Genomic DNA, 20,359 nt, shown 5'->3' with positions numbered 1-20,359 from the left:
CCCTCATGTCGTTGATGCCTTTCCCTTAGCCGTTCCCGCCCGAGACCGCAACACCCGACTCCGTCAGGGTCCGCAGCTGACGATTGGCCACCATGATCATGGACAGATCGATATGCGACGCCGCCTTCAGCTCGGCCAGCAGGGTCTCGGCCCGCTCCACCGCTGCCCGGTTGGCCTCCAGCCAGGCCTGGACCGCCGCATCGGGCTCCAGGTCGGGATAGGAGGCCGCCACCACGCTGGTGATGTCGCGCTGGTGGCCATAAAGGTCCTCGATGGCGGCGGCGGCGGCCAGTTTGAGCCAATGGCCGCGCCCCGACAGCTTTTCGGCCGAAGCCCGCAGCCAGCCCAGCGAGAAGCGGGCGCCGACGGCGAAATACAGCCGCCCCGCCGTCTCGATGGACAGGTTCTGGCGGGTGGCGATGCGCAGGATATCGGCGGCCGAGGCCAGGACGATCAGATTGCCCACCCGCTGGGCCAGATCGTGGGGCACGCCTTGACCGACGAAATGATCGATGCGGGCCAGGACGGCGGCGGCGGCATCGGGCGGCAGGATGGCCGGCACGGCGCCTTCCAGCGCCTTGACGCCGGGCGACAGCTCGCTGATGCCCGCCCCCAAGGCGAAGGGCGACGGCATGGAGCGCAGCACCCACAGCGTGGCCCGCTCCACCAGCCGGTTGGCCTCGTTCTGCATGGCGGTCTGGGCGGCGGCGGGAACCTTGCCGTCCAACTCCTCGATGGCCCGCCAGACCTCGCGCATGCGGAAGGCATCACGGGCCACGATATAGGCCCGGGCCACCTGGGCCGGCGGATGGCCGGTGGTCTCCATCAGTTCCGAGACGAAGGCGCCGCCCACCCGGTTGACGATGGAATTGGTCACCACCGTGGCGACGATCTCGCGCCGCAGCCGGTGACGCTGGATTTCGTGACCGAAACGATCCCGCAGCTGGGTGGGAAAATAATTGGTGAGATCGATGGCCATGAACGGATCGTCGGGCAGTTCCGAGGCCAGGATGTGGTCGTAAAGCCAGATCTTGCCATAGGCCAGCAGCACCGCCAGCTCCGGGCGGGTAAAGCCCTGCTTGCGGGCGGCGCGCTCGGTCAGCGTCTCGTCGGTGGGCAGGAACTCGATGGCCCGGTCCAGACGCCCGCCCTTTTCCAGCAGGCGCATGAACCGCGCCTCGGCATCCAGCAGGTCGGCCCCCTGGGCCTCCAGCATGGAGATGGCCTGGGTCTGGAGGTAATTGTCGCGCAGCACCAGAGCCCCCACTTCCCCGGTCATCTCGGCCAGCAGCTTGTCGCGCTGCTTCGGCGTCAAATCGCCCGCCGCGACCAGGTCGTTGACCAGGATCTTGATGTTGACCTCGTGGTCGGAACAATCCACTCCGGCGGAATTGTCGATGGCGTCGGTGTCGATGCGCCCGCCGCCGCCGCCCGCCCCGCTGATGGCGTATTCGATGCGGCCCAACTGGGTGAAGCCCAGATTGGCCCCCTCGCCCACCACCCTGGCGCCGACTTCCGAGCCGTTGACGCGCAGGGTGTCGTTGGCGCGGTCGCCGGCATCGGCATTGCTCTCGCCCGACGCCTTCACATAGGTGCCGATGCCGCCCAGGAACAGCAGGTCTACCGGCGCCTTCAGCAGGGTGCGGATCAGCTCGGTGGGAGTCAGGCTATTCGCTTCGATTCCGAAACGGGCCTTGGCTTGGGGGCTGATGGGAATGGACTTGGCGCTGCGCGGCCAGATGCCGCCGCCCGGCGAGATGGTCGACAGGTCGTAATCGGGCCAGGCCTTGACCGCATTGAACAGCCTTTCCCGCTCGGTGAAGGTCTTTTGCGGGTCGGGATCGGGATCGAGGAAGATATGGGCGTGGTTGAAGGCGGCCACCAGCTTGGCATGGGGCGAGCGTAGCAGGCCGTTGCCGAACACGTCGCCCGACATGTCGCCGACCCCGATCACCGTGAAATCCTCGGACCGGGTGTCGATGCCCATCTCGCGGAAATGACGTTCCACCGCCACCCAGGCCCCTTTGGCGGTAATGCCCATCTTCTTGTGGTCATAGCCCTGGGAACCGCCCGAGGCAAAGGCGTCGCCCAGCCAGTGGCCGTATTCCAGCGAGACCGCATTGGCAATGTCCGAGAAGGTGGCGGTGCCCTTGTCGGCCGCCACCACCAGATAGGGATCGTCACCGTCGCGGCGCAGGACGTCGGGAGGCGGCCTGACTCCTTCCGGAACAAGGTTGTCGGTCAGGTCCAGCAGACCGCGCATCAGGGTCTTGTAGCACTCGATGCCCTCGGCCATGTAGGCCTCGCGCCCGCCGGCCGCCGGCGGCTTCTTCACCACGAAGCCGCCCTTGGCGCCCACCGGCACGATCACCGCGTTCTTGACCATCTGGGCCTTCATCAGGCCCAGGATCTCGGTGCGGAAGTCCTCGCGCCGGTCGGACCAGCGGATGCCGCCGCGCGCCACCTTGCCACCGCGCAGATGAATGGCCTCGACCCGGGGCGAATAGACGAAGACCTCCACCAGGGGCCGCGGCGCCGGCAGATCGTCCACCTGCCGGGAATCCAGCTTGAAGGATAGATAGGCCTTGGGCTTGCCCGCTCCATCGGTCTGGAAGTAATTCGTTCGTAAAGTGGAACGAATTAGGTTGAGGAAGCGGCGCAGAATACGGTCGTCGTCGGCGCTGACCACCTTGTCCAGGCCCGCCAGCAGCGCCGCCTCGGCCTCGGAGGCGTCGCCGGACCGCCCCTTGGGGTCGAAACTGGCCAGGAACAGGCGGACCAGGCCGGTGGCCATGTCGGCATTGCCGCCCAGGGCCTGCTCGATATAGGTCTGGCTGTAGGTGATGCCGGTCTGGCGCAGATACTTGGTGTAGGCGCGCAAGACCATGATCTCGCGCCAGGACAGCCCGGCCGACAGCACCAGCCGGTTGAAGCCGTCGCTGTCGGCGTCGCCTCGCCACACCGCCGCCAGGGCATCGTGGAACAGCTCGCGCCGCTCGGCCACGTCGAGGGGGGCGCCATCGGCGCTTTCCACCTCGAAATCATGAATCCACACCGTCGAGCCGCCGGAATCCGGCTCGATCTCGTGGGGAACCTCGGCGATGACCACCAGCCCCATGGCTTCCAGCATGGGCAGGATGCCCGACAGCGGCACCGGCTGGCCCGAACGGTAGAGCTTCAGACGGCCCTGGCGAGGCTCGGCCTCCACCGGACGGTAGAGATTGAGAACGATATCGCCGCCCGACGCCGTCTGGATACGCCCCACATCGGCCACCGCCGCCAGGGCGCCGTGGCTTTCGCGGTAGGAGGCGGGGAATCCCTTGCCCCACCGCCGGGCCAGGGCGAGGCCGGCGGCCTCGCCATGAGTCTGGATCAGAGCGTCCTGCAGGTGCTCGTGCCAGGTGCGCGCCGCGTCGGCGATGCGGACCTCCAGCGCCAGGGCATCCACGCGGCGCAGGTGTCCGGGGGTGGTGCGGATGATGAAATGCAGCCGCGCCAGGGGCAGGTCGGCCACCTGGGTGTAGAAGGTGTCGAGCGTGCCGCCCAGCGCCTCTTCCAGCATGGCGGTGACGGCCAGGCGTAGCGGCGTGTCGTAGCGGTCACGGGGCACGAAGACCAGGCAGGAGACAAAGCGCTCGAACTCGTCATTGCGCAGGAACACCGCCACCCGCTGGCGATCCTGCAGATGCAGGATGCCGATGCTGATTTCGAACAGGGCATCCTCGGAGACCTGGAACAGCTCGTCCCTGGGGTAGGTCTCCAGGATATTGATCAGCGCCTTGGCGTCATGGCCGGACTTGTTGAAGTCGGCACGGGCCTCGACCCGGGCGATCTTGCGGCGCAACAGGGGGATCTGCGCCGGCCGGTCATTATAGGCAGCCGAGGTGAACAGGCCGAGGAAGGCATGCAACCCCACCACCTTGCCTTTGGCATCGAACTGCTTCAGCCCGATGATGTCCATGCGCACTGGACGATGAATTACCGCGTGGCGGGCGGATTTGGTGACCATCAGCGGATCGGGCCGCTGCACGAAGGCGCGCAGTTCGGCCGGCATGTCGGCCAGGGTCACGGTGTCGTCGAACACATGGGCGCCGGCGTCGGACAGAATGCCGAGGCCGCTGGCGGGATCGGCGACCACGCCCTTGGCCAGATCGAAGCGCCGGTAGCCCAGGAAGGTGAAGTGGTTGTCGGCCAGCCATTCCAGGAAGGCCAGGGCTTCCTGCTTCTCGTCCGCCGGGACCTTGGCCGAGGCATTCTCGAATTCCGTCACCCCCGCCCACAGGGTCTCCAGCATGCGCCGCCAATCGGCAACGGCAAGACGGACCTGGGCCAGCACCTCGGCCAGGGACTCGGCCAGCTGCGTCTGGACCTCCGCCGGCTGCCGGTCGATTTCCACATGCATGACCGATTCCGGGGTCGAGCCCGACCCATTGGCCGCCACCTGGACCAGGGTCCCGGCACCATCGCGATCGACCCGCAACACGGGGTGGACCAGCAGGTGCACCTTGATGCCGCGCCGGGCCAGCTCCATGGCCACCGAATCCACCAGGAACGGCATATCGTCGTTGATGATCTCCACCACCGAATGGCTGGACACCCAACCGTGGCGATCGAGATCCGGGTCGAAGACGCGGATGGATGGCGCCCCAGGCTGGCGGTCGCGCAGGAAGGCGAACAGGCCGAGCGCGGCGCCATAGACCAGTTCGGGATCGGCCTCGGCCAGATCGGCCAGGGGGATTCCGGCCGCATAGGCGCGGATCAGCCGCCCGGCGCCGACCTTGGCCAAGGGTTCGGACAATTCGGCGATGCGCCGATCCAGATAAGCAGAGATTTCCACGGCCCGGCCCCCCTCTGTCGACAGAGTCTGCGTCTGCCTCTGGTAGAGAAGAATGGGGGTGTTTCCTGGTTTCTACAAGACGCCAACCGAATCGAATAGTCTTCGAATTCAGCGCTCTATTGCAGGAGTGGAGCCAGAAGGGGAGCAAGCCATGCGGCGATGCGGCGATTCCCCGTCGGCGTGGTGTGGACCCAATCGTAGAAGTCACCGTCCTCGAAGGTCAATCCGCTGCCCAGATCCAGGCAAACCGCGTTTGCCCGGGTGCAAGCCGCCATGGCCCGGCGGTTAAAGGCGGTCTGCATGGCCCAGGAGCCGAAATCCACGGAATTCGCCGCCTTGGCCCGGCCCAGCGGCTCGCCCGTGCCAGTCACCCGATAGTCGGAACGGCTTTGGGTGACGATGATGGCCTCGGCCCCCGCCGCCCGAATGCGGGCGATCAGGGCCTCGACCCGCTGTTCGTAGGCATCCAGCAGAGCGGAAGCCACCACCTTGTCCAAATCCGGAGGCGGTCCGGCGACCCAAGGCCCCCGCGCGAACTCGGTCCCGCCGTGCACCACATGGGCCTTGCGGGCCTTCAACGTCCCCTGGATGGTGGTGACCACCTGAACCAGGGCGGAATGATTGGTGATGTAGCGCTCGATCCGGCGTCCGAGAGAGGGCGACGCCATGTCGTCCCATTGCTGCTGGCCTTCCAGATGGGCGTCGTTGACGCCGATATAGGCCAGGACGAAGCAGGGCTTCAGGCCGGGAATCTGGGACAGCCAGCGGTCGAAGGCCCTCAGATGGCCCAGAGTCGACTGGCCGTCGATCCCGGCATTGACCACCACCCTGCCGCCCAGATCCTGGGCCAGGTAATCCTGCCAGGTCTGGCCGTCGCCGATGAAGCGCTGGTCGGTGGTCGAGCCGCCGATGGTCAGGATGTCGATGGCGCCGAGATCCCGGTAGGCGCCGCGCAGCCCCCATTTGTCGCGGGAATAAATGGCGTCCCTAGGGCCATTGTAGAGCCCGCTGACATCGAACATCCGGTGTATGTCGCGGGGAATGTTCATGGTTCCCCAGCTGGGGCCGAAAATCCAGCTGCCGAACACCAGTTCGGCCAGGAAAAGCCCGGCCAGCAGAAGTCCCAGATTGATGGCGATCAGACGCCCGATGGAAGTCCTGGCCGCCATCAGCGTCTCGCCGCCGCTCGGGCAATCATCATCAGTGCCCGCGAGGCGATCTCGGCGGCCGGCATGCCCGTGGTCTTGCAATCCACCTCGGCCTCGGTCAGCAGATCCAGCGCCTTGCCCAGCCGGTCGGCGGGCCAGCGCGACAGCTGGCGCTTGAAGCGATCGGCGGCCTTGAAGATCACCGGCGGCTTCAGTGCGGACATGGCCTGATCGGTGGACTTGCCCTGAGCCATCAACCCGGCGGCCAGATGCAGGCGCTGGAAGTGCCGGGCCACCGAGCGCAGCATGCCCACCGGCTGGCCGCCTTCCCGCAGCAGCCGGTCAAGCACGCGCTGCGCCCCGGCATGATCGCCATCAGCGGTGGCCAGCGCCAGATCGTCCAAGCCCAGCGCGGCGGTATCGCCGACACAGGCCACCGCGTCGTCCAGACTGACGCGGCCGGGTCCGCCCATGTACAGCGCCAGCTTTCCCAGTTCGGCCCGCGTCAGGCGGCGGTCGCCGCCCAGATGCTCGGTGAGATAGGCCATGGCATCGGGCTCGGCCATCAGTCCGGCGGCCTTCAGCTCCTCCTGGATCACCCCGGCCAGCGAGCCGCCTTCATCACCGTAGCAGGCCAGCGCCGCACCGTTGTCGGCGCCTTCAAACAGCTTGCGCAAGGACGAGCGCGGCCCCAGTTCCCCGCCCTCGATCACAACCAGGGCGTCGCCCATGGGCCGGGCCAGAAAGGACGAAACCGCTCCGCTTTGACCGTCGCCGGCATCGCGCAGCACCACGGCGCGGCGCCCGCCGCCCAGGGCCATGGCGGCGGCCTCGTCGGCCAGGCGCGACGGGACTTCCTTCAGCGCGGCGGGAGTCAGCTCGGCAACCCGGAAAGGATCGGAAGCATCAGGCACCACCGAGCGGATCAATCGCTGCACCCTTTCGCGTACCAGCCCGAGATCAGGCCCGAACACCAGGACGGCGCGGATGGAGGGGTCGGGTGACTTAAGAAATGCTTCCACCCGTGCCCCGCTCAGTTTCACCGACGCCCCCCGCCCATGTCGTCGAGAAACAAGGAGCGCTGCCGATATCGCTCGTCGTTGGGGTTGGCCTGATAGCGCTGAATCGCTAGGGCGACACGGTTGCGGATATCGTCGGCTAACTGGCTGAGGGTACGCTCCTCGGCGTCGCGCTCGGTGGCCACGCTGGCATAGCGCGGCCCGAGATAGTCGAAATAGACCGTCGTCGTGACGTTATCGCCCAGGATCAATCCTCCGCCATTTTTGCTGAGTTGGACCTGGGCGGTAATGGACATATTGGCGACAGTGGCGAAGGTGTCCTTGCGGAATCCGAGATTGTTGACGGTCTCGGTCAACTTGATCTGAAGGCTGTAGGCATAATCGGCGGCTTCGCCCCGGGGCGACAAGCGCTGCAACAAGGCATTGCGGAGTTGTTGCCCGGTACGGTCCTTGATGGGTTCGATGCGGACCGTTGCCAAATCGGCATCGACGCCCGAAGCCGCACCGCTTGGCGTACCGTACATGGGCCGGAAGCCGCAGCCCACCGGACCCAGCACCAGAACAGCAAACAGAAGGAGTGCTCTAGACCACCACATTGACGATCCGATTGGGCACGACCACGACCTTGCGCGCGGGTTTTCCTGACATTGCCGAAATCACCTGGGGTTGCGCAAGAGCCGTCTGTTCCGCCAGAGCGGCATCGACATCCTTAGGCAGCTCGATGGTGGCGCGCAGCTTGCCGTTGACCTGGACGGCCACGGTGACGCTGTCCTCCACCAGCAGGGCCGGATCGGCCTCGGGCCAGGCGGCCTCGGCCAGCAGACCGGAACCGCCCAGGGCCAGCCACATCTCTTCGGCCAGATGGGGCATCATGGGACCGATCAGGCGGGCGGTGGCTTCCAGACCCTCGCGCAGCACCCAGGCCGCCCCGGAATCGCCGGCCGGCAGCTCGCCCAGGCCGTTGGTCATCTCACGGATGCGGGCCACCGCCTTGTTGAAGTGAAAGCGCTCGAGATCCTCACCCACCTGGGCGATGGTCTTGTGCAGCAGGCGACGGATCTTGGCGGCTTCGGGCGACAGCTCCGGCATGGGCGCGCCGGCCGGCGGCAGCTCGGCGGTGGCCACCATGCGCCACAGCCGGTTGACGTAGCGCCAGGCGCCGTCGATGCCGGCCTCGGTCCAGTCCAGGTCACGCTCGGGCGGAGAATCCGACAGCATGAACAGCCGCGCCGTGTCGGCGCCATAGCCGTCGATGATGCCGGCGGGGTCCACCACGTTCTTCTTGGACTTGCTCATCTTCTCCGAGCGGCCGCCGGTAACCGGCGCGCCGGTCTCGGCATGGACCAGCTTGCCGTCGGCGCCGGGGACCACCTCGGTGGGGAACAGCCAGGCGCCGTCCTCGGACTTGTAGGTCTCGTGGCAGATCATGCCCTGGGTCAGGAGACCGGCGAAGGGCTCCTTGACGTTCAGGTAGCCGCAATCCTTCAGCGCCCGGGTGAAGAAGCGGGAATACAGCAGGTGCAGAACCGCATGCTCGATGCCGCCGATATACTGGTCGACGCTCATCCAATAATCCGCCGCCACCCGGTCGAACGCCACGTCGGTTCTGTCGGGCGAGGTGTAGCGGGCGAAGTACCAGCTGGATTCGAAGAAGGTGTCGAAGGTGTCGGTCTCGCGCCGGGCGGGCTTGCCGCAGCACGGGCAATCCACGTGCTTCCAGGTGGGATGGTGGTCCAGCGGATTGCCGGGCTTGTCGAAGCTGACATCCTCGGGCAGCACCACCGGCAATTGCTCGGCGGGTACCGGAACGGTGCCGCAGGCCTCGCAATGGATCACCGGAATGGGGCAGCCCCAATAGCGCTGGCGCGACACGCCCCAATCCCGGAGGCGATAATTGATGGTACGCTCGCCGCGGCCCATCTCCTCGATGCGGCGGATGGCCTCGGCCTTGGCCTCGTCCACCGCCAGACCGTCGAGGAACTGCGAATTGACCGCCACGCCGTCGCCGGTATAGGCCTCGCCCTTGGCGATGGCGGCGAGAACCGCCTGGCCGTCGGACGCCGGCTCCACCACCTGGGTCCAGCCCAGGCCGTACTTGTTGGCGAAGTCCAGGTCGCGCTGATCATGGGCGGGACAGCCGAAGATGGCACCCGAGCCGTAATCCATCAGGACGAAATTGGCCACGTAGATGGGCAGGGTCCAGGTGGAATCGAAGGGATGCACGGCCCTAAGGCCGGTATCGAAGCCCTTCTTCTCGGCGGTTTCGATGGCCGCTTCCGAGGTGCCCATGCGGTTGCACTCGGCCACGAACTCGGCCAGCGCCGGATTGCCCGCCGCCAGTTCGGCCGCCAGGGGGTGATTGGCGGCAATGGCCACGAACTTGGCCCCGAACAGCGTATCGGGGCGAGTGGTGAAGATCTCCAGCCGGTCGGAACGCCCGTCCAGATCGAACATCAGCCGGGCACCTTCGGACCGGCCGATCCAGTTCTCCTGCATCAGGCGCACCCGCTCGGGCCAGCGCTCCAGCGTGGCCAGACTGTCCAGGAGATCCTGGGCATAGGCGGTGATCTTCAGGAACCACTGGGACAGCAGACGCTTTTCCACCAGCGCCCCGGACCGCCAGCCACGGCCGTCGATCACCTGCTCGTTGGCCAACACCGTGTTCTCGACCGGGTCCCAATTGACCCAGGATTCCTTGCGGTAGACCAGCCCGGCCTTAAGGAAGTCCAGGAACATCTTCTGTTCGTGGCGATAGTATTCCGGTTCGCAGGTGGCCACCTCGCGCCGCCAGTCATAGGACAGGCCCATGGACTTCAGCTGTTCGCGCATGGCCGCGATGTTCTCGCGCGTCCATTTGGCCGGGTGGACATTATTCTGAATGGCGGCGTTCTCGGCGGGCAGGCCGAAGGCATCCCAGCCCATGGGATGCAGGACGTTGAAGCCCTTGGCCCGCTTATAGCGCGCCACCACGTCGCCCAGGGTATAGTTGCGCACATGCCCCATGTGGATGCGCCCCGACGGATAGGGAAACATCTCCAGCACGTAGTATTTGGGCTTGCCCGGCGCGATCTCGGCTTCGAAGCAGCGCTTCGCTTCCCAGGCCTGCTGCCAGCGGGCTTCGGTTTCCTTGACGTTATAGCGGTCGCCGCTGATGCCATCCGGGCGCGACATGGGGCCGTCCATTGTTTCTGGTGGGATGAGGTAAAAGATCGGGCCGGACGGCGCCAGGCCGCCCGGTCGCCCTCTCTATTCGGTCGAGACGATCCGCAGCTGGCGGGCGCGGGTCAGGATCGAGTTTTCCAGGTCGGCGGTCATCTTGGGATCGACGCGCACGTCGACCCAGTTGCCGGCTCCGTCGCGCACCTGCTTGAACAGCGACACCTTGACGCCGTCGGCGCGCAGCGTGCGGTCCAGGATGAAGACATTGACCTTATAGCGCTCGCTGGGCGTCTCGGGCAGCTGATACCAGTCGGTGATGATGGTGCCGCCGAAGGCGTCGGCGGTGGTGATGGGCATGAAGGACACGGTATCAAGCGACGCTCGCCACAAGAAGGCGTTGACGCCGATGCCCACGCCCTCGCCCTCGGGCTTGCTCTTGCCGAACAGGCCTTCCGGACCGAAGATGGTCTCGCGCTTTTCATTGGACATGCGCGGTGCCGCGTCGCCCTTTTCCTTGGTCGGAAAGACCGCCTGGGACTCACCGCAGCCCGACAGCACCAGGGTGGCGCCGAGCAGCACCAGGGCACCCAGACCACTCATCGAAATCTTACTCGTCATCACCGTCTTCACCCCGCCACGCCGACGCGCGGCCCGTTGGCACGCGAAATACCTCCGACGGCGAGACCCGCCATCGCGACGGGCAAGAATGCTACGAGAGGCGCATCGCCTGCAAGCGGTAACGCCGCCTCGCCGGTGGAAGGGTGTTGTGTGGCATCCATGCCACAGTGCGGAGTTTTCGATACAGCCGACGTCCCGCCTCGCTTGACTGGCGGCGCCCATCATGGCGTGATGGCGACCGTTCGTTCATTTGGATAGCGGTCGCGGCCATTGGGGGTCGTTTTCGCAAAGCCAAAGAGAGGAGATACCATGAAGAAGATTCTTTTGACCAGTACCGCGCTGGTCGCCGCCGGCATGCTGAGCGCCGGCGCCGCTTCCGCCGCCGAGAAGATCAAGCTGAACGTTGGTGGCTACTCCAAGTGGTGGGTCGTCGGTGCCTGGCAGGACAAGGGCTTCCAGAACGGCGCCACCGGCACCATCGGTGGTTCGGCCAACGGCTCCACCTCGTCGGGCTCCATGCGTCAGAACGTTGACGTCAAGGGCGACAACGAGATTTGGTTCTCGGGCTCGACCGCTCTGGACAACGGCCTGAAGGTCGGCGTCATGGTCACCCTGGAGGCCGGTGGTCACTCCGACACCGTCACCGACAACATCGACAACAGCTACGCCTGGATCGAGGGTGGCTTCGGTAAGGTGCTGGCCGGTATCCACGCCAACGGCACCGCCCTGCTGCACGTGCAGGCCCCCGACGCCGCCGGCAACTTCACCAACGGCGGCATGATGATGGGCAACTGGGCCATCACCAAGCCGGCTGGCGTGATGGGCATGAACCAGCGCGTTGGCTACACCGTCTCGTCCAACACCACCGCCATCATCAGCGATGACAAGGCCGAGAAGCTGACCTACGTTGCTCCGTCCTTCTACGGTTTGACCCTCGGCGCTTCGTACATCCCGAACGTCGTCCGTTCGGGCGCGACTGGCCTGGGCCAGCACGGCCGTGGCAACGGTTCCGACCGTCTCGGCGCTTGGGGCGGCGGCGCTCTGTACACCAACACCTTCGGCCCGGTTGGCGTGAAGGCTTCGGCTGGCTACGTGTGGGTCGACCTGACCGGCACCGGCGGCGCCGAGAAGGCCCTGACCCAGCAGGCTTACGGCGCTCAGCTGTCGTATGCCGGCTTCACCCTGGGTGGTTCGGTGCAGCGCGCCTCTGACGACCGCAAGCAGGGCGGCGTGACCAGCGCCGTGCTGTCCGGCACCTCGCAGGCCGGCACCTACGGCGGCAAGGGCACCGGCGGCGGCCAGCTCGACTTCGGCGGCACCGCCTACGACGTGGGTCTGCAGTACGCTTCCGGCCCGTATGCCGTGTCGTTCGCCTACTTCCATTCGTCGGTCATCGGCCTGTCCGATACCACCCTGCGCAATGGCAAGGACGACACCATCGACGCCTACCAGGTCTCGGGCAAGTACAACCTCGGGCCGGGCGTCGACGTCCTGGCTTCGGTTGGCTACATCGAGTACCGCGACCAGCGCGATGGTCTGGCCGGCGCTTCCGCCAACCAGAACAACTACTACTCCAACTCCGGTTGGACTGCCATGACCGGTCTGTCGCTGTCCTTCTAATAGGACGTCGACATCTCGACATGGGGAGGGCGGCTTCGGCCGCCCTCTTTCTGTTTGTGAGCCAGATATGACCATGCCCAGCTTCGAACAAGCCGTGATCTCCATGCAGCAGGGCCGCCCGGCCGAGGCCGCCCGGATTGCCGAAGCGCTGCTGACTGCACACCCCGACAACGCCCGTCTTTGGCACCTGCTCGGATGCGCCAGACTGCAATTGGGTCTGGCCGAAGAGGCAATCGGCCATATCCGCCGTGCCATTACCTTCGACGCCTCCAACCCCGCCGCCCACGCCAATCTGGCCCGTGCCCTGCTGGCGACGGGCAAGCCCGCCGGACGGATCGAGGCCGAAGAATCCATCCGTCGCGCCATCATGGCCCAACCGGCCGATCCATCGTTCCACCTGACCCTGGCGCAGCTCCTTCAGGCCAACCGTCGCTATCCCGAAGCCGTGGCCGAATTGCGCCAAGCCCGCGACCTGGCGCCTGGCCATCCGGACATTGCCGCCACTCTTGCCTCGGCGTTGCACCTGGCCGGCGACGCCGACCAGGCCCTGGCCCTATGCGACCAAATTCTCGTTGCCCATCCCGGCCACGTCGGCGCCTGGATCAATCGGGGCAACGCCTATCTCCTGAAAGGCGAGGTTGCCGCCGCCCGTGCCGCCCTCGACCAGGCGGTGGCCTTAGCCCCAGACGACAAGCTGGCCCGCTTCAACCGGGGATTCGCCGCGTTGCGGGCCGAGGATTACGCCACCGGCTGGACTGATTACGAATTCCGTCACCAGCGCCCCGTCGCTCACCTGCCAGAGCGCCTGGAAGGGTGCACTATTCTGATCGACCAGGATCAATACGCGGGCGATACGTTCCAGTATATCCGCTTTGTCTTGCCGCTGCTGGAGCGGGGCGCCCGCATCATCCTGTCATTGCCCGCCCGAATGAATGCCATGCTTCGGGTTTGTTTCACCGCTCATCCCCGGCTGGAATATCACGCCATGGGGACGGCCGAGCCTCCCTGGGACCATAAGGTGGGAATCGCCAGCCTACCCCTGCTGCTGTGGCCCACCGAGCCGTTCGGAGCCGGTCGCGTCCCCTATCTCCGTGCCCCCGAGGCGGCGGTAGAAGAATGGCGCCGCCGTATTCGCCATCCCGGCCGGCTGGCGGTGGCCATCAACTGGCAAGGCAATACCGGTTATGATCTGGATCATTTCCGTTCTGTACCTCTGTCCCATCTGGAACCCCTGGCCACCCTCTCGGACCGGGTGGATTTCTTCAGCGTGCATGGCGGCGACGAACAAGTGGAACAGGCTCCCTTCCCACTGAATCCGCTGCCCGGAAACTGTGATCAGGCCGGGGCCTTCCTGGGAACTGCCGCCCTGATGACGGCCTGCGACTTGGTGATTTCGTCGGATACCTCCACCGCTCATCTGGCTGGAGCCCTGGGCCGCCCCTTGTGGCTGATGGCATCGGCCTACCCCGAATGGCGATGGCTGGACCGGCGGAGCGATTCGCCGTGGTACCCGACGGCCCGCCTGTTCCGCCAACCGGCAGTGGGCGACTGGCGTCCGGTGGCGGCGGCCATCGCCGAGGCGCTGCCAACCTTCTGAGGCGCTTTTACGCCAGCAGCGATCCGATGGCCGCCATTCCCGCCGCCCCAGGCAGATGTCGCAGGCGCTGACGGGTCATGCCGCCCAGCGCGATGACGGGAATCCGGGTTCGCCGCGCCCACAGACCGAAGCGCACCGGCCCGATGGTTGCCGCCCCGGGATGGCTGGCGGTGGGAAACACCGGCGACAGTAACGCGCCGTGAGCGCCCAGATCCCGGGCGCGCCCCAAGGCCAAGGATCCATGGCACGCCACCAGCAAAAGCCGCCGCCGTCGCCATACCCAGCCCAGCGCTCCGGCCAGCAAGCCGTGACGCGCCATGCCCTCGGGCAAATGAAGCCCGTCGGCTCCCAGTTCCGCGGCCAGACGCCAATCGCCGGCCACCAACAGCACAAGACGGCGCCGTCGCGCCAGGGCGGCCACGGCCTTGGCCATGGGACGCCTTTTTTCGGCACCGTAATGGCGTAGGATGACTCCGGCCCCCGGTGGCAGGCGCTCCATGGCCGCTCGGGGATCGGGCAGCCGCGCCTCGTCGGTCACCAGCACCAGCCAGGGAAACGGGTCGTGGGGGGGCGTGTTGAGTCGGGTGCGGCGGTTTGCTAGGGTCATGGCCTCATTCTAACGGAGACTCCCCCGCCTTGTCCGCCATCACCACAGGCCTAGAGGCCGTCCGGTCTCGTATCGCCGCCGCCGCGCAAGGGCGCCCCGTCACCCTGGTGGCGGTCAGCAAAACCTATCCCGCCGAGGCGATACGCGAGGCCATGGCCGCCGGTCAGCGGGTGTTCGGTGAAAACCGGGTTCAGGAGGCCAAGGCCAAATTTCCTGGGCTGCGAGATGAATATCCCGACCTGGAACTCCACCTGATCGGTCCGCTGCAGACCAACAAGGTTCGCGACGCCGTCGCACTGTTCGACGTCATCGAGACCGTGGACCGGCCCAAGCTGGCCCGAGCCATCGCCGATGAAATGCAGCGGAGCGGCAGGCGGCCCCGGGTCCTGATCCAGGTCAATACCGGGCTGGAGCCTCAAAAAGCCGGCATCGGACCTGGCGAACTGGATGCCATGGTGGCGCTTTGCCGCGACGAGTTCGGCCTGCCTCTGGCCGGCCTGATGTGCATCCCGCCAGCCGACGAGGACCCCGCACCCCATTTCCGTCTATTGGCCGACATGGCGAAGCGCCACGGTCTTGGTGTGGTCAGTATGGGCATGAGCGGGGATTTCGAGATCGCCGTGGCCGAGGGTGCCACCCATGTCCGGGTGGGCTCCGCCATTTTCGGCCATCGCACCTGATTATTATTGCTCCGTAACGGTCCTGGCGGACGGGCTGCCGAGACGTGAGCTTTTCTCGTACTTGTCCATGGCCTGCATCATGTTGGCCGAGAACCAGTCGCCCGACTGGGCGGCCGGTAGGCCGGGGGCGGGCAAGGCCGATGTTTCGGCCTGAGCAGCCATCATCTGCTGTGCCGCGGCAGCCGACGCTGTCCGCTGGGCATTGGGGCGATGACCGGTCACCGGAGCATTGGAACGAAAGGCATTGCTGGACACCGTCGTACCGATCGGCGGCGGCGATTGCGTGGCTAGGGGCGTGGTGCGCCCGGGAATGGGCATCAGCCGGGATTCACGGCCGAGCGGCATGGGCCGGTTGGCGGCAGCCGCGACCTGCTCAGTGGCGGTCTGGACCGGCAGGGGCGCGGCAGCGGCCGGTTTGGCGGCAAGCCGCGTGTCATCGCCCACCAGATCGGACAGGATCAGGGGCTGGGCCTTGCTGGCGTCATCCGGCCTGGATTCGGTGAGCTTGGCATCGGGGGCCTTGGTTACGGCAGTCGCCAGAGTCTGACTCTGCTGGGCCGGAGAGGCGTCCAGCCGGGCGGCCTGAGCCTCGGGCGCCGGCGCTTTCTCCGCAGAGGCCAGGGCCGTGCCCGTGCCGGTGGCGGCATCGTCGTCGCGGAACAGAGCCAGCACATGACCGCCGGCGTCACGGCCAGTGGATTCCTCCAAGACACAATTGGCGGCCGAGGCGATCAGACCCAGCGGGCCACCGAAGAGGGTTCCACCCACCAGACGGGCAGCTACGCCGATCTTATCGCCGGTCAGCTCGCGGTAGACGTTGTTGACCAGCGGAATGTGCTGCAGCGGATTGATCACATCGAGCAGGTCCCAGAATGAGGGCTCGTCGTCGCCCTCGGCGAACATGGGCAGTTGCTTGACGTCAGGGGAGCTATTGGCGGCCTTCGAGGCTTCCGCCGCCGTCACCGCGTTTTCGGTGGGCAGGGTCGGCACCAGCGAACCCGGCAGGCTCGGAAGCTGGTAGGAAGACACGGTGGAAAGCGACATAGCGCACCTCGGATGAAGGACGCCCACATCCTTGCAACCACGGTGCCACTTCCATTCTATTGTTTTCATTGATGTTTTGTCGCCCTCTGCTCGGCAGAAGCCGTCGCAGGGCAAAAACCGGACGGCAATTCCTGCCGATCAGAACAGATGGCCGCTGCGGGTCGCCTTGGTACGCAGATAGCCCTGATTATGATCATTGGACGGAAAGACATGCGGCACGCGCTCGGTGACCTCGATGCCGTGGCGGGCCAGGGCATCCACCTTGAGCGGATTGTTGGTCAGCAGCCGCACCCGGCTGATGCCCAGAAGCCGCAACATCTGGGCCGCCGGCAGATAGATCCGCTCGTCGTCGTCGAAGCCCAGTTGCAGGTTGGCGTCCAGGGTATCGAACCCGGCATCCTGCAATTCGTAGGCCCGCAGCTTGTTGACCAGCCCAATGCCGCGCCCTTCCTGGGCGAGATAGAGCAATACGCCGCTGCCGGTCTGGGCGATCTCGGCGATGGCGCCGCGCAACTGGTCGCCGCAATCGCAGCGCAGGGAACCCAGCAGGTCGCCGGTGAAACACTCGGAATGCAACCGGGCCAGCACCGGCTGGTCCGGGTCGGGGTCGCCAATGACGATGGCCAGATGCTCGATGCCGCCGTCGGAGGGGCGGAAGGCAACGATTCGGGCGTTCTCGGCGTTCTCCAGCGGCACACGGGCCTGACTCACCTGCCGCAGCGAACGTGCCGCATTGTCCTGATAGCCGGTGATCTCGGTCGCCCCCACCCGTACCACGTCGGCCGCGGGGGTCGCGGCCAGGGCCAGCACCGCCGCCGGCAACAGCCGGGCCAGCTTGGCCAGCGCCACGCAAGCCTCGTCCAATCCGCCGGCCCGTCTGGCGTCCAGCTCCTTGAAGACGGGCATGGGCAGCGAGCGGGCGCCGGGATCGGCCAGCCACGCGATCGTTGCCGCATCGAAACCGTTGGCGGCTGTCACCCGGAAGACCCCGGCCTCGGTATCGCCCAGGCCCAGAACGCCGGCCCGGCGGCCGGTGAGGCCGAGCAAGGTGGCGGAGCCGGCCGCCGCCGCGAGATGAGACAGGCTTTCGTCGGACACCGCCTCGGCCGCCATCATCAGCGCGGCGCCATCGGCATGCTCCACCAGCACCAGCCCGCCACGGCGCAGCTCGGCGATGGCGCGGTCAACGGCGACCAGGGAGGGCGGAGCCGCAATTTCCGGCTTGGGGGTGGTGTCGAGGCTTCGGGTCATGGACAGGCTTCGTTTTTCGACCGGCCGGAACCATACAGCCTTTTCATGGGCTGGAAAAAGGAAAAGCCGTTCCGTCTGACCATGCCGCGCCCCCGCCCCTTCCCCCGCCATCGCCAGGACACAAAGGGGTGTGATATAGGGTGAACGTCGGAAAGGCAGACCATGAGCTCTACTCGCCGCATTCTTCTTGCCATCGCCGATGCGCCGCTGCGCCGGAGCGTCGCGGACCACCTGCGCACCGCTGCCAACTGGGCGGTGACCGAGGCCGCGGATCTGGACGAGGCGGCGAACCGGGCACGCGATCAGGATCTGGCGGTGGTGGACGAGAGCCTGGACGGCCCCAGCCTGTGTCTTCGGTTGCGGCAGGACGGCATCATTCTGCCCATGCTGTTGCTTGGCCCAACCACCATTCCCCGCTGCTGCGGCGTGGAAGCCGTGGTGCCCAAGCCGCTGCGCCTGCCCGCCCTAATGACCCGCATCGACGACATTCTCGCCCGCGCCGCCGCCAATGGCGCCGGATTCCACATCGGGCGCTGGCGCTTCGACGAAGGTCGCTCGATTCTCGAGGGCGATGGAGGGGCGTTGGTCCGACTGACCGCCAAAGAATCCTCCATCCTCGTCCGGCTATGCCGCGCCGCCGGCCAGGTGGTCCCCCGTCAGACCCTGCTGGACGAGGTCTGGGGCTATGGCGCCGGCATCGATACCCATACCCTGGAGACCCATATCTATAAGCTGCGGCGCAAGCTGGGCGCCGGAGTGCTGGCCGGCGAAGGCGGCGGCTACCGGCTGGAGAGTCGCCCCTGACAGGCTGCGGAAAAGCTCCGCTTCGGGGGCTTTCGCCCCCGATCCCCCAACCGGGAAGCAAAGTTTCCCGAACCCTGCATCTTTTTAAAGAACTGGAGGTTCGGAGGCTGTGCCTCCAAACGGGTCAGGGTGGTAGCCCTGCCGCGAAGCGGAGTTTTTCAGCAGCCTGCTAAAGATCGAAATCCACCATCACCGGCACGTGGTCGGATGGCTGCTCCCACGAACGGGCCTCGCGCGCGACCAGCATGCCGCGCAGGCTGGGAACCAGGGCCGGCGTCACCCAGACATGATCGAGGCGGCGACCCCGGTCGTTCTTTTGCCAGTCGGGAGAGCGGTAGCTCCACCAGGTGAACAGCTTTTCCTCGGGCGGCACGAAGTGGCGCATGGCGTCCACAAAGGGAACCGAAGCCTGAAAGGCATTGAGCAGCTCCACCTCGACCGGCGTGTGGCTGACCACCTTCAGCAGCTGCTTGTGCGACCAGACATCCGCTTCCAGGGGGGCGATGTTGAAGTCGCCGGCCAGGATCGCCCGGGAGTCCGGGGTGAATTCCGCCGCCGCCCAGGCGGTGATCTCGCGCACGAAGTCCAGCTTGTGGGCGAACTTGTCATTGGTCTCGGGGTCGGGAATGTCGCCGCCGGCCGGAATGTAGAGGCAATGGACCTCCACGCCGTTCTCCAGCCGGGCCATCAGGTGGCGGCGGTCATCGCGGCCGCAGCGCGACAGCGGCCGGGCCTCGGCGATGGGCAGGCGCGACAGGATGGCGACGCCGTTATAGCCCTTCATGCCGTGGAAGGCGACGTGCCCGAACCCCATCTCGCGGCAGGCATCCAGCGGAAACAACGGGTCGTCGACCTTGATCTCCTGCAGACAGATGATGTCGGGATTCATCACCGACGCCACCTGCCGCAGCAGGTCGATACGTAGGCGGATTGAGTTGATGTTCCAGGTGACGAGACGCAATTACGGGAGACTCCGGCTTGATCGGGACGGGATGAACTCCGACGAGCCCTATGGCGAGGAGGCAAGGCCAAAGGCCGCCGCGGCTTATGCCGCGAGAACCAAGGGTTTCGCGAGAAACCCGCCCAGCGCTTGAGGGACAGTATATAAACGAAAAGGGCGCCCGGTCAGGGGGGTAACCGGGCGCCCTATTGCTCCGTGTGGAGCGGCGGGGTGGCAGGGGAAACCAGCCCCGCTGGGCCGGACCATTGCAGTCTCGGCCGCGCTCCCTGAGATTTGGTGAGTCGTTTCGCCCTTCACAGGCACCGATAATGCATAGTGCCCATGCGCTTAACGCATACCTCAGTTGCCAGTGTTGAGAGTCGGAGCCGTGAACTTGGGATTCTTGAACTCGAACAGCTTGGAATCAAGGCTCAGGCCGCTTTGGCTCTGGTACAGGGACACGGTGGTCACCTGATGCTGGGCGTCCTTGACCTGCCATTGCCGAAGGGCGAAGGGCTTGTCGGAGAACACCAGGGTGATCTCGCCCGCCGCGGGGTCTTCGGCCTCGACCACGGAAATGCGCACCACGCCGGGCAGGCGGACCACCCGGGTCACCGCCACGTCGGCTCCGTCCAGCTTGACCCCGGGCCGCACCAGGATTCCCGCCGGGGTGGAGCCCAGGGGGATATAGCTGGGCTCGCCCAGCTGGCTGTCATGGACGATCAGGAAGCTGCCATCGGCTACCACCAGCAGCGGGCTGGGCGGGTCGTATTGCAGCCGCAGCTTGCCCGGCCGCGACAGATAGGCGTCGCCTTCGACGGAGGCGCCGTTGGGCGACACCTGGAGGAAGCGGGCCTTCAGCGTGGTGACGCCGTTGAGGTATTCCTCGGCGCGGGCGATATCGGCCTTGTCCTGGGCGGTCAGCGGCGTGCGCGCCGGTTGGGCGGCTTCGGCCGTCACCGCCGCCAGGCTGAGGAGCGCCGACAGCGCCCAGAATGCGATCCGTCTCATCACCATGTCTTCCAATCACCCCGA

The 20,359-nt window shown here is 66.3% G+C and carries 15 protein-coding genes; 4 read left to right on the top strand and 11 right to left on the bottom strand.

Annotation, left to right across the window (positions count from 1 at the left end; genetic code table 11):
• Nucleotides 1-25: 25 nt before the first annotated feature.
• The 6 genes from AMB_RS00165 to AMB_RS00140 all read right to left on the bottom strand — a co-directional run bounded on the left by AMB_RS00165 (nt 26) and on the right by AMB_RS00140 (nt 10,781).
• Complete coding sequence (locus AMB_RS00165; protein ID WP_011382479.1) at nt 26-4,837, bottom strand: NAD-glutamate dehydrogenase; 4,812 nt, start codon at nt 4,835-4,837, stop codon at nt 26-28.
• Nucleotides 4,838-4,953: 116 nt separating this feature from the next.
• Nucleotides 4,954-6,006 carry a GDSL-type esterase/lipase family protein gene (locus AMB_RS00160; protein WP_011382478.1) on the bottom strand — a complete coding sequence of 351 codons (1,053 nt, stop codon included), beginning with the start codon at nt 6,004-6,006 and terminating at the stop codon, nt 4,954-4,956.
• Nucleotides 6,006-7,028, bottom strand: coding sequence for a DNA polymerase III subunit delta (gene holA, locus AMB_RS00155; protein ID WP_011382477.1), 1,023 nt, complete (start codon nt 7,026-7,028; stop codon nt 6,006-6,008). Before holA ends, AMB_RS00160 begins: the two co-directional genes overlap by 1 nt.
• Nucleotides 7,025-7,600 (bottom strand): LPS assembly lipoprotein LptE, encoded by a 576-nt coding sequence (lptE, locus tag AMB_RS00150; protein ID WP_011382476.1) that lies wholly within the window; start codon nt 7,598-7,600, stop codon nt 7,025-7,027. Before lptE ends, holA begins: the two co-directional genes overlap by 4 nt.
• Nucleotides 7,587-10,175 carry a leucine--tRNA ligase gene (gene leuS / locus AMB_RS00145; RefSeq protein ID WP_011382475.1) on the bottom strand — a complete coding sequence of 863 codons (2,589 nt, stop codon included), beginning with the start codon at nt 10,173-10,175 and terminating at the stop codon, nt 7,587-7,589. Before leuS ends, lptE begins: the two co-directional genes overlap by 14 nt.
• A gap of 75 nt (nt 10,176-10,250) precedes the next feature.
• A complete protein-coding gene (locus AMB_RS00140) occupies nt 10,251-10,781 on the bottom strand; it encodes a DUF3576 domain-containing protein (RefSeq protein ID WP_050750589.1) in 531 nt (176 codons plus the stop codon).
• Nucleotides 10,782-11,090: 309 nt separating this feature from the next.
• Between AMB_RS00140 and AMB_RS00135 the strand changes: the two genes are divergently transcribed.
• Both AMB_RS00135 and AMB_RS00130 read left to right on the top strand, forming a co-directional pair.
• Complete coding sequence (locus tag AMB_RS00135; protein ID WP_043742982.1) at nt 11,091-12,401, top strand: porin; 1,311 nt, start codon at nt 11,091-11,093, stop codon at nt 12,399-12,401.
• Between the two features lie 67 nt (nt 12,402-12,468).
• Nucleotides 12,469-13,998 carry a tetratricopeptide repeat protein gene (locus AMB_RS00130; protein ID WP_011382472.1) on the top strand — a complete coding sequence of 510 codons (1,530 nt, stop codon included), beginning with the start codon at nt 12,469-12,471 and terminating at the stop codon, nt 13,996-13,998.
• Nucleotides 13,999-14,005: 7 nt separating this feature from the next.
• On the opposite strand, the gene AMB_RS00125 is transcribed toward AMB_RS00130, so the two are convergent.
• Entirely contained in the window at nt 14,006-14,605 is a 600-nt protein-coding gene (locus tag AMB_RS00125; protein WP_011382471.1) for a thiamine phosphate synthase, read from the bottom strand.
• 29 nt (nt 14,606-14,634) lie between these two features.
• Here AMB_RS00125 and AMB_RS00120 point away from each other — a divergent pair, with 29 nt between their 5' ends.
• A complete protein-coding gene (locus tag AMB_RS00120; protein WP_011382470.1) occupies nt 14,635-15,285 on the top strand; it encodes a YggS family pyridoxal phosphate-dependent enzyme in 651 nt (216 codons plus the stop codon).
• A 3-nt stretch (nt 15,286-15,288) separates the two neighbouring features.
• Here AMB_RS00120 and AMB_RS00115 read toward each other — a convergent pair whose 3' ends face one another.
• A complete protein-coding gene (locus AMB_RS00115) occupies nt 15,289-16,329 on the bottom strand; it encodes a hypothetical protein (protein WP_148207234.1) in 1,041 nt (346 codons plus the stop codon).
• A gap of 138 nt (nt 16,330-16,467) precedes the next feature.
• Nucleotides 16,468-17,580 carry a GTP cyclohydrolase II gene (gene ribA / locus AMB_RS00110; protein WP_011382468.1) on the bottom strand — a complete coding sequence of 371 codons (1,113 nt, stop codon included), beginning with the start codon at nt 17,578-17,580 and terminating at the stop codon, nt 16,468-16,470.
• A gap of 162 nt (nt 17,581-17,742) precedes the next feature.
• On the opposite strand from ribA, the gene AMB_RS00105 reads away from it, so the two are divergent.
• Nucleotides 17,743-18,384, top strand: a complete 642-nt coding sequence (locus AMB_RS00105; protein ID WP_011382467.1) for a response regulator transcription factor — start codon at nt 17,743-17,745, stop codon at nt 18,382-18,384.
• Between the two features lie 169 nt (nt 18,385-18,553).
• On the opposite strand, the gene AMB_RS00100 is transcribed toward AMB_RS00105, so the two are convergent.
• Together AMB_RS00100 and AMB_RS00095 are read right to left on the bottom strand one after the other, a co-directional pair.
• Nucleotides 18,554-19,345 (bottom strand): exodeoxyribonuclease III, encoded by a 792-nt coding sequence (locus AMB_RS00100; RefSeq protein ID WP_011382466.1) that lies wholly within the window; start codon nt 19,343-19,345, stop codon nt 18,554-18,556.
• Nucleotides 19,346-19,684: 339 nt separating this feature from the next.
• A complete protein-coding gene (locus tag AMB_RS00095) occupies nt 19,685-20,335 on the bottom strand; it encodes a LolA family protein (protein ID WP_043745712.1) in 651 nt (216 codons plus the stop codon).
• Nucleotides 20,336-20,359: the final 24 nt, after the last annotated feature.

This window comes from Paramagnetospirillum magneticum AMB-1 (assembly GCF_000009985.1).
Taxonomy (GTDB): Bacteria; Pseudomonadota; Alphaproteobacteria; order Rhodospirillales; family Magnetospirillaceae; genus Phaeospirillum; species Phaeospirillum magneticum.
This window is presented reverse-complemented; position numbering and strand designations above follow the sequence as displayed.

What these genes read in the sequence shown, in the direction of transcription:
- AMB_RS00135 (WP_043742982.1), top strand. Translation starts at nt 11,091, where the DNA reads ATGAAGAAGATTCTTTTGACCAGTACCGCGCTGGTCGCCGCCGGCATG.
- AMB_RS00095 (WP_043745712.1), bottom strand. Translation starts at nt 20,335, where the DNA reads ATGAGACGGATCGCATTCTGGGCGCTGTCGGCGCTCCTCAGCCTGGCG.
- AMB_RS00105 (WP_011382467.1), top strand. Translation starts at nt 17,743, where the DNA reads ATGAGCTCTACTCGCCGCATTCTTCTTGCCATCGCCGATGCGCCGCTG.
- lptE (WP_011382476.1), bottom strand. Translation starts at nt 7,600, where the DNA reads ATGTGGTGGTCTAGAGCACTCCTTCTGTTTGCTGTTCTGGTGCTGGGT.
- AMB_RS00140 (WP_050750589.1), bottom strand. Translation starts at nt 10,781, where the DNA reads ATGACGAGTAAGATTTCGATGAGTGGTCTGGGTGCCCTGGTGCTGCTC.
- AMB_RS00160 (WP_011382478.1), bottom strand. Translation starts at nt 6,006, where the DNA reads ATGGCGGCCAGGACTTCCATCGGGCGTCTGATCGCCATCAATCTGGGA.
- AMB_RS00130 (WP_011382472.1), top strand. Translation starts at nt 12,469, where the DNA reads ATGACCATGCCCAGCTTCGAACAAGCCGTGATCTCCATGCAGCAGGGC.
- ribA (WP_011382468.1), bottom strand. Translation starts at nt 17,580, where the DNA reads ATGACCCGAAGCCTCGACACCACCCCCAAGCCGGAAATTGCGGCTCCG.
- leuS (WP_011382475.1), bottom strand. Translation starts at nt 10,175, where the DNA reads ATGTCGCGCCCGGATGGCATCAGCGGCGACCGCTATAACGTCAAGGAA.
- AMB_RS00125 (WP_011382471.1), bottom strand. Translation starts at nt 14,605, where the DNA reads ATGACCCTAGCAAACCGCCGCACCCGACTCAACACGCCCCCCCACGAC.
- AMB_RS00115 (WP_148207234.1), bottom strand. Translation starts at nt 16,329, where the DNA reads ATGTCGCTTTCCACCGTGTCTTCCTACCAGCTTCCGAGCCTGCCGGGT.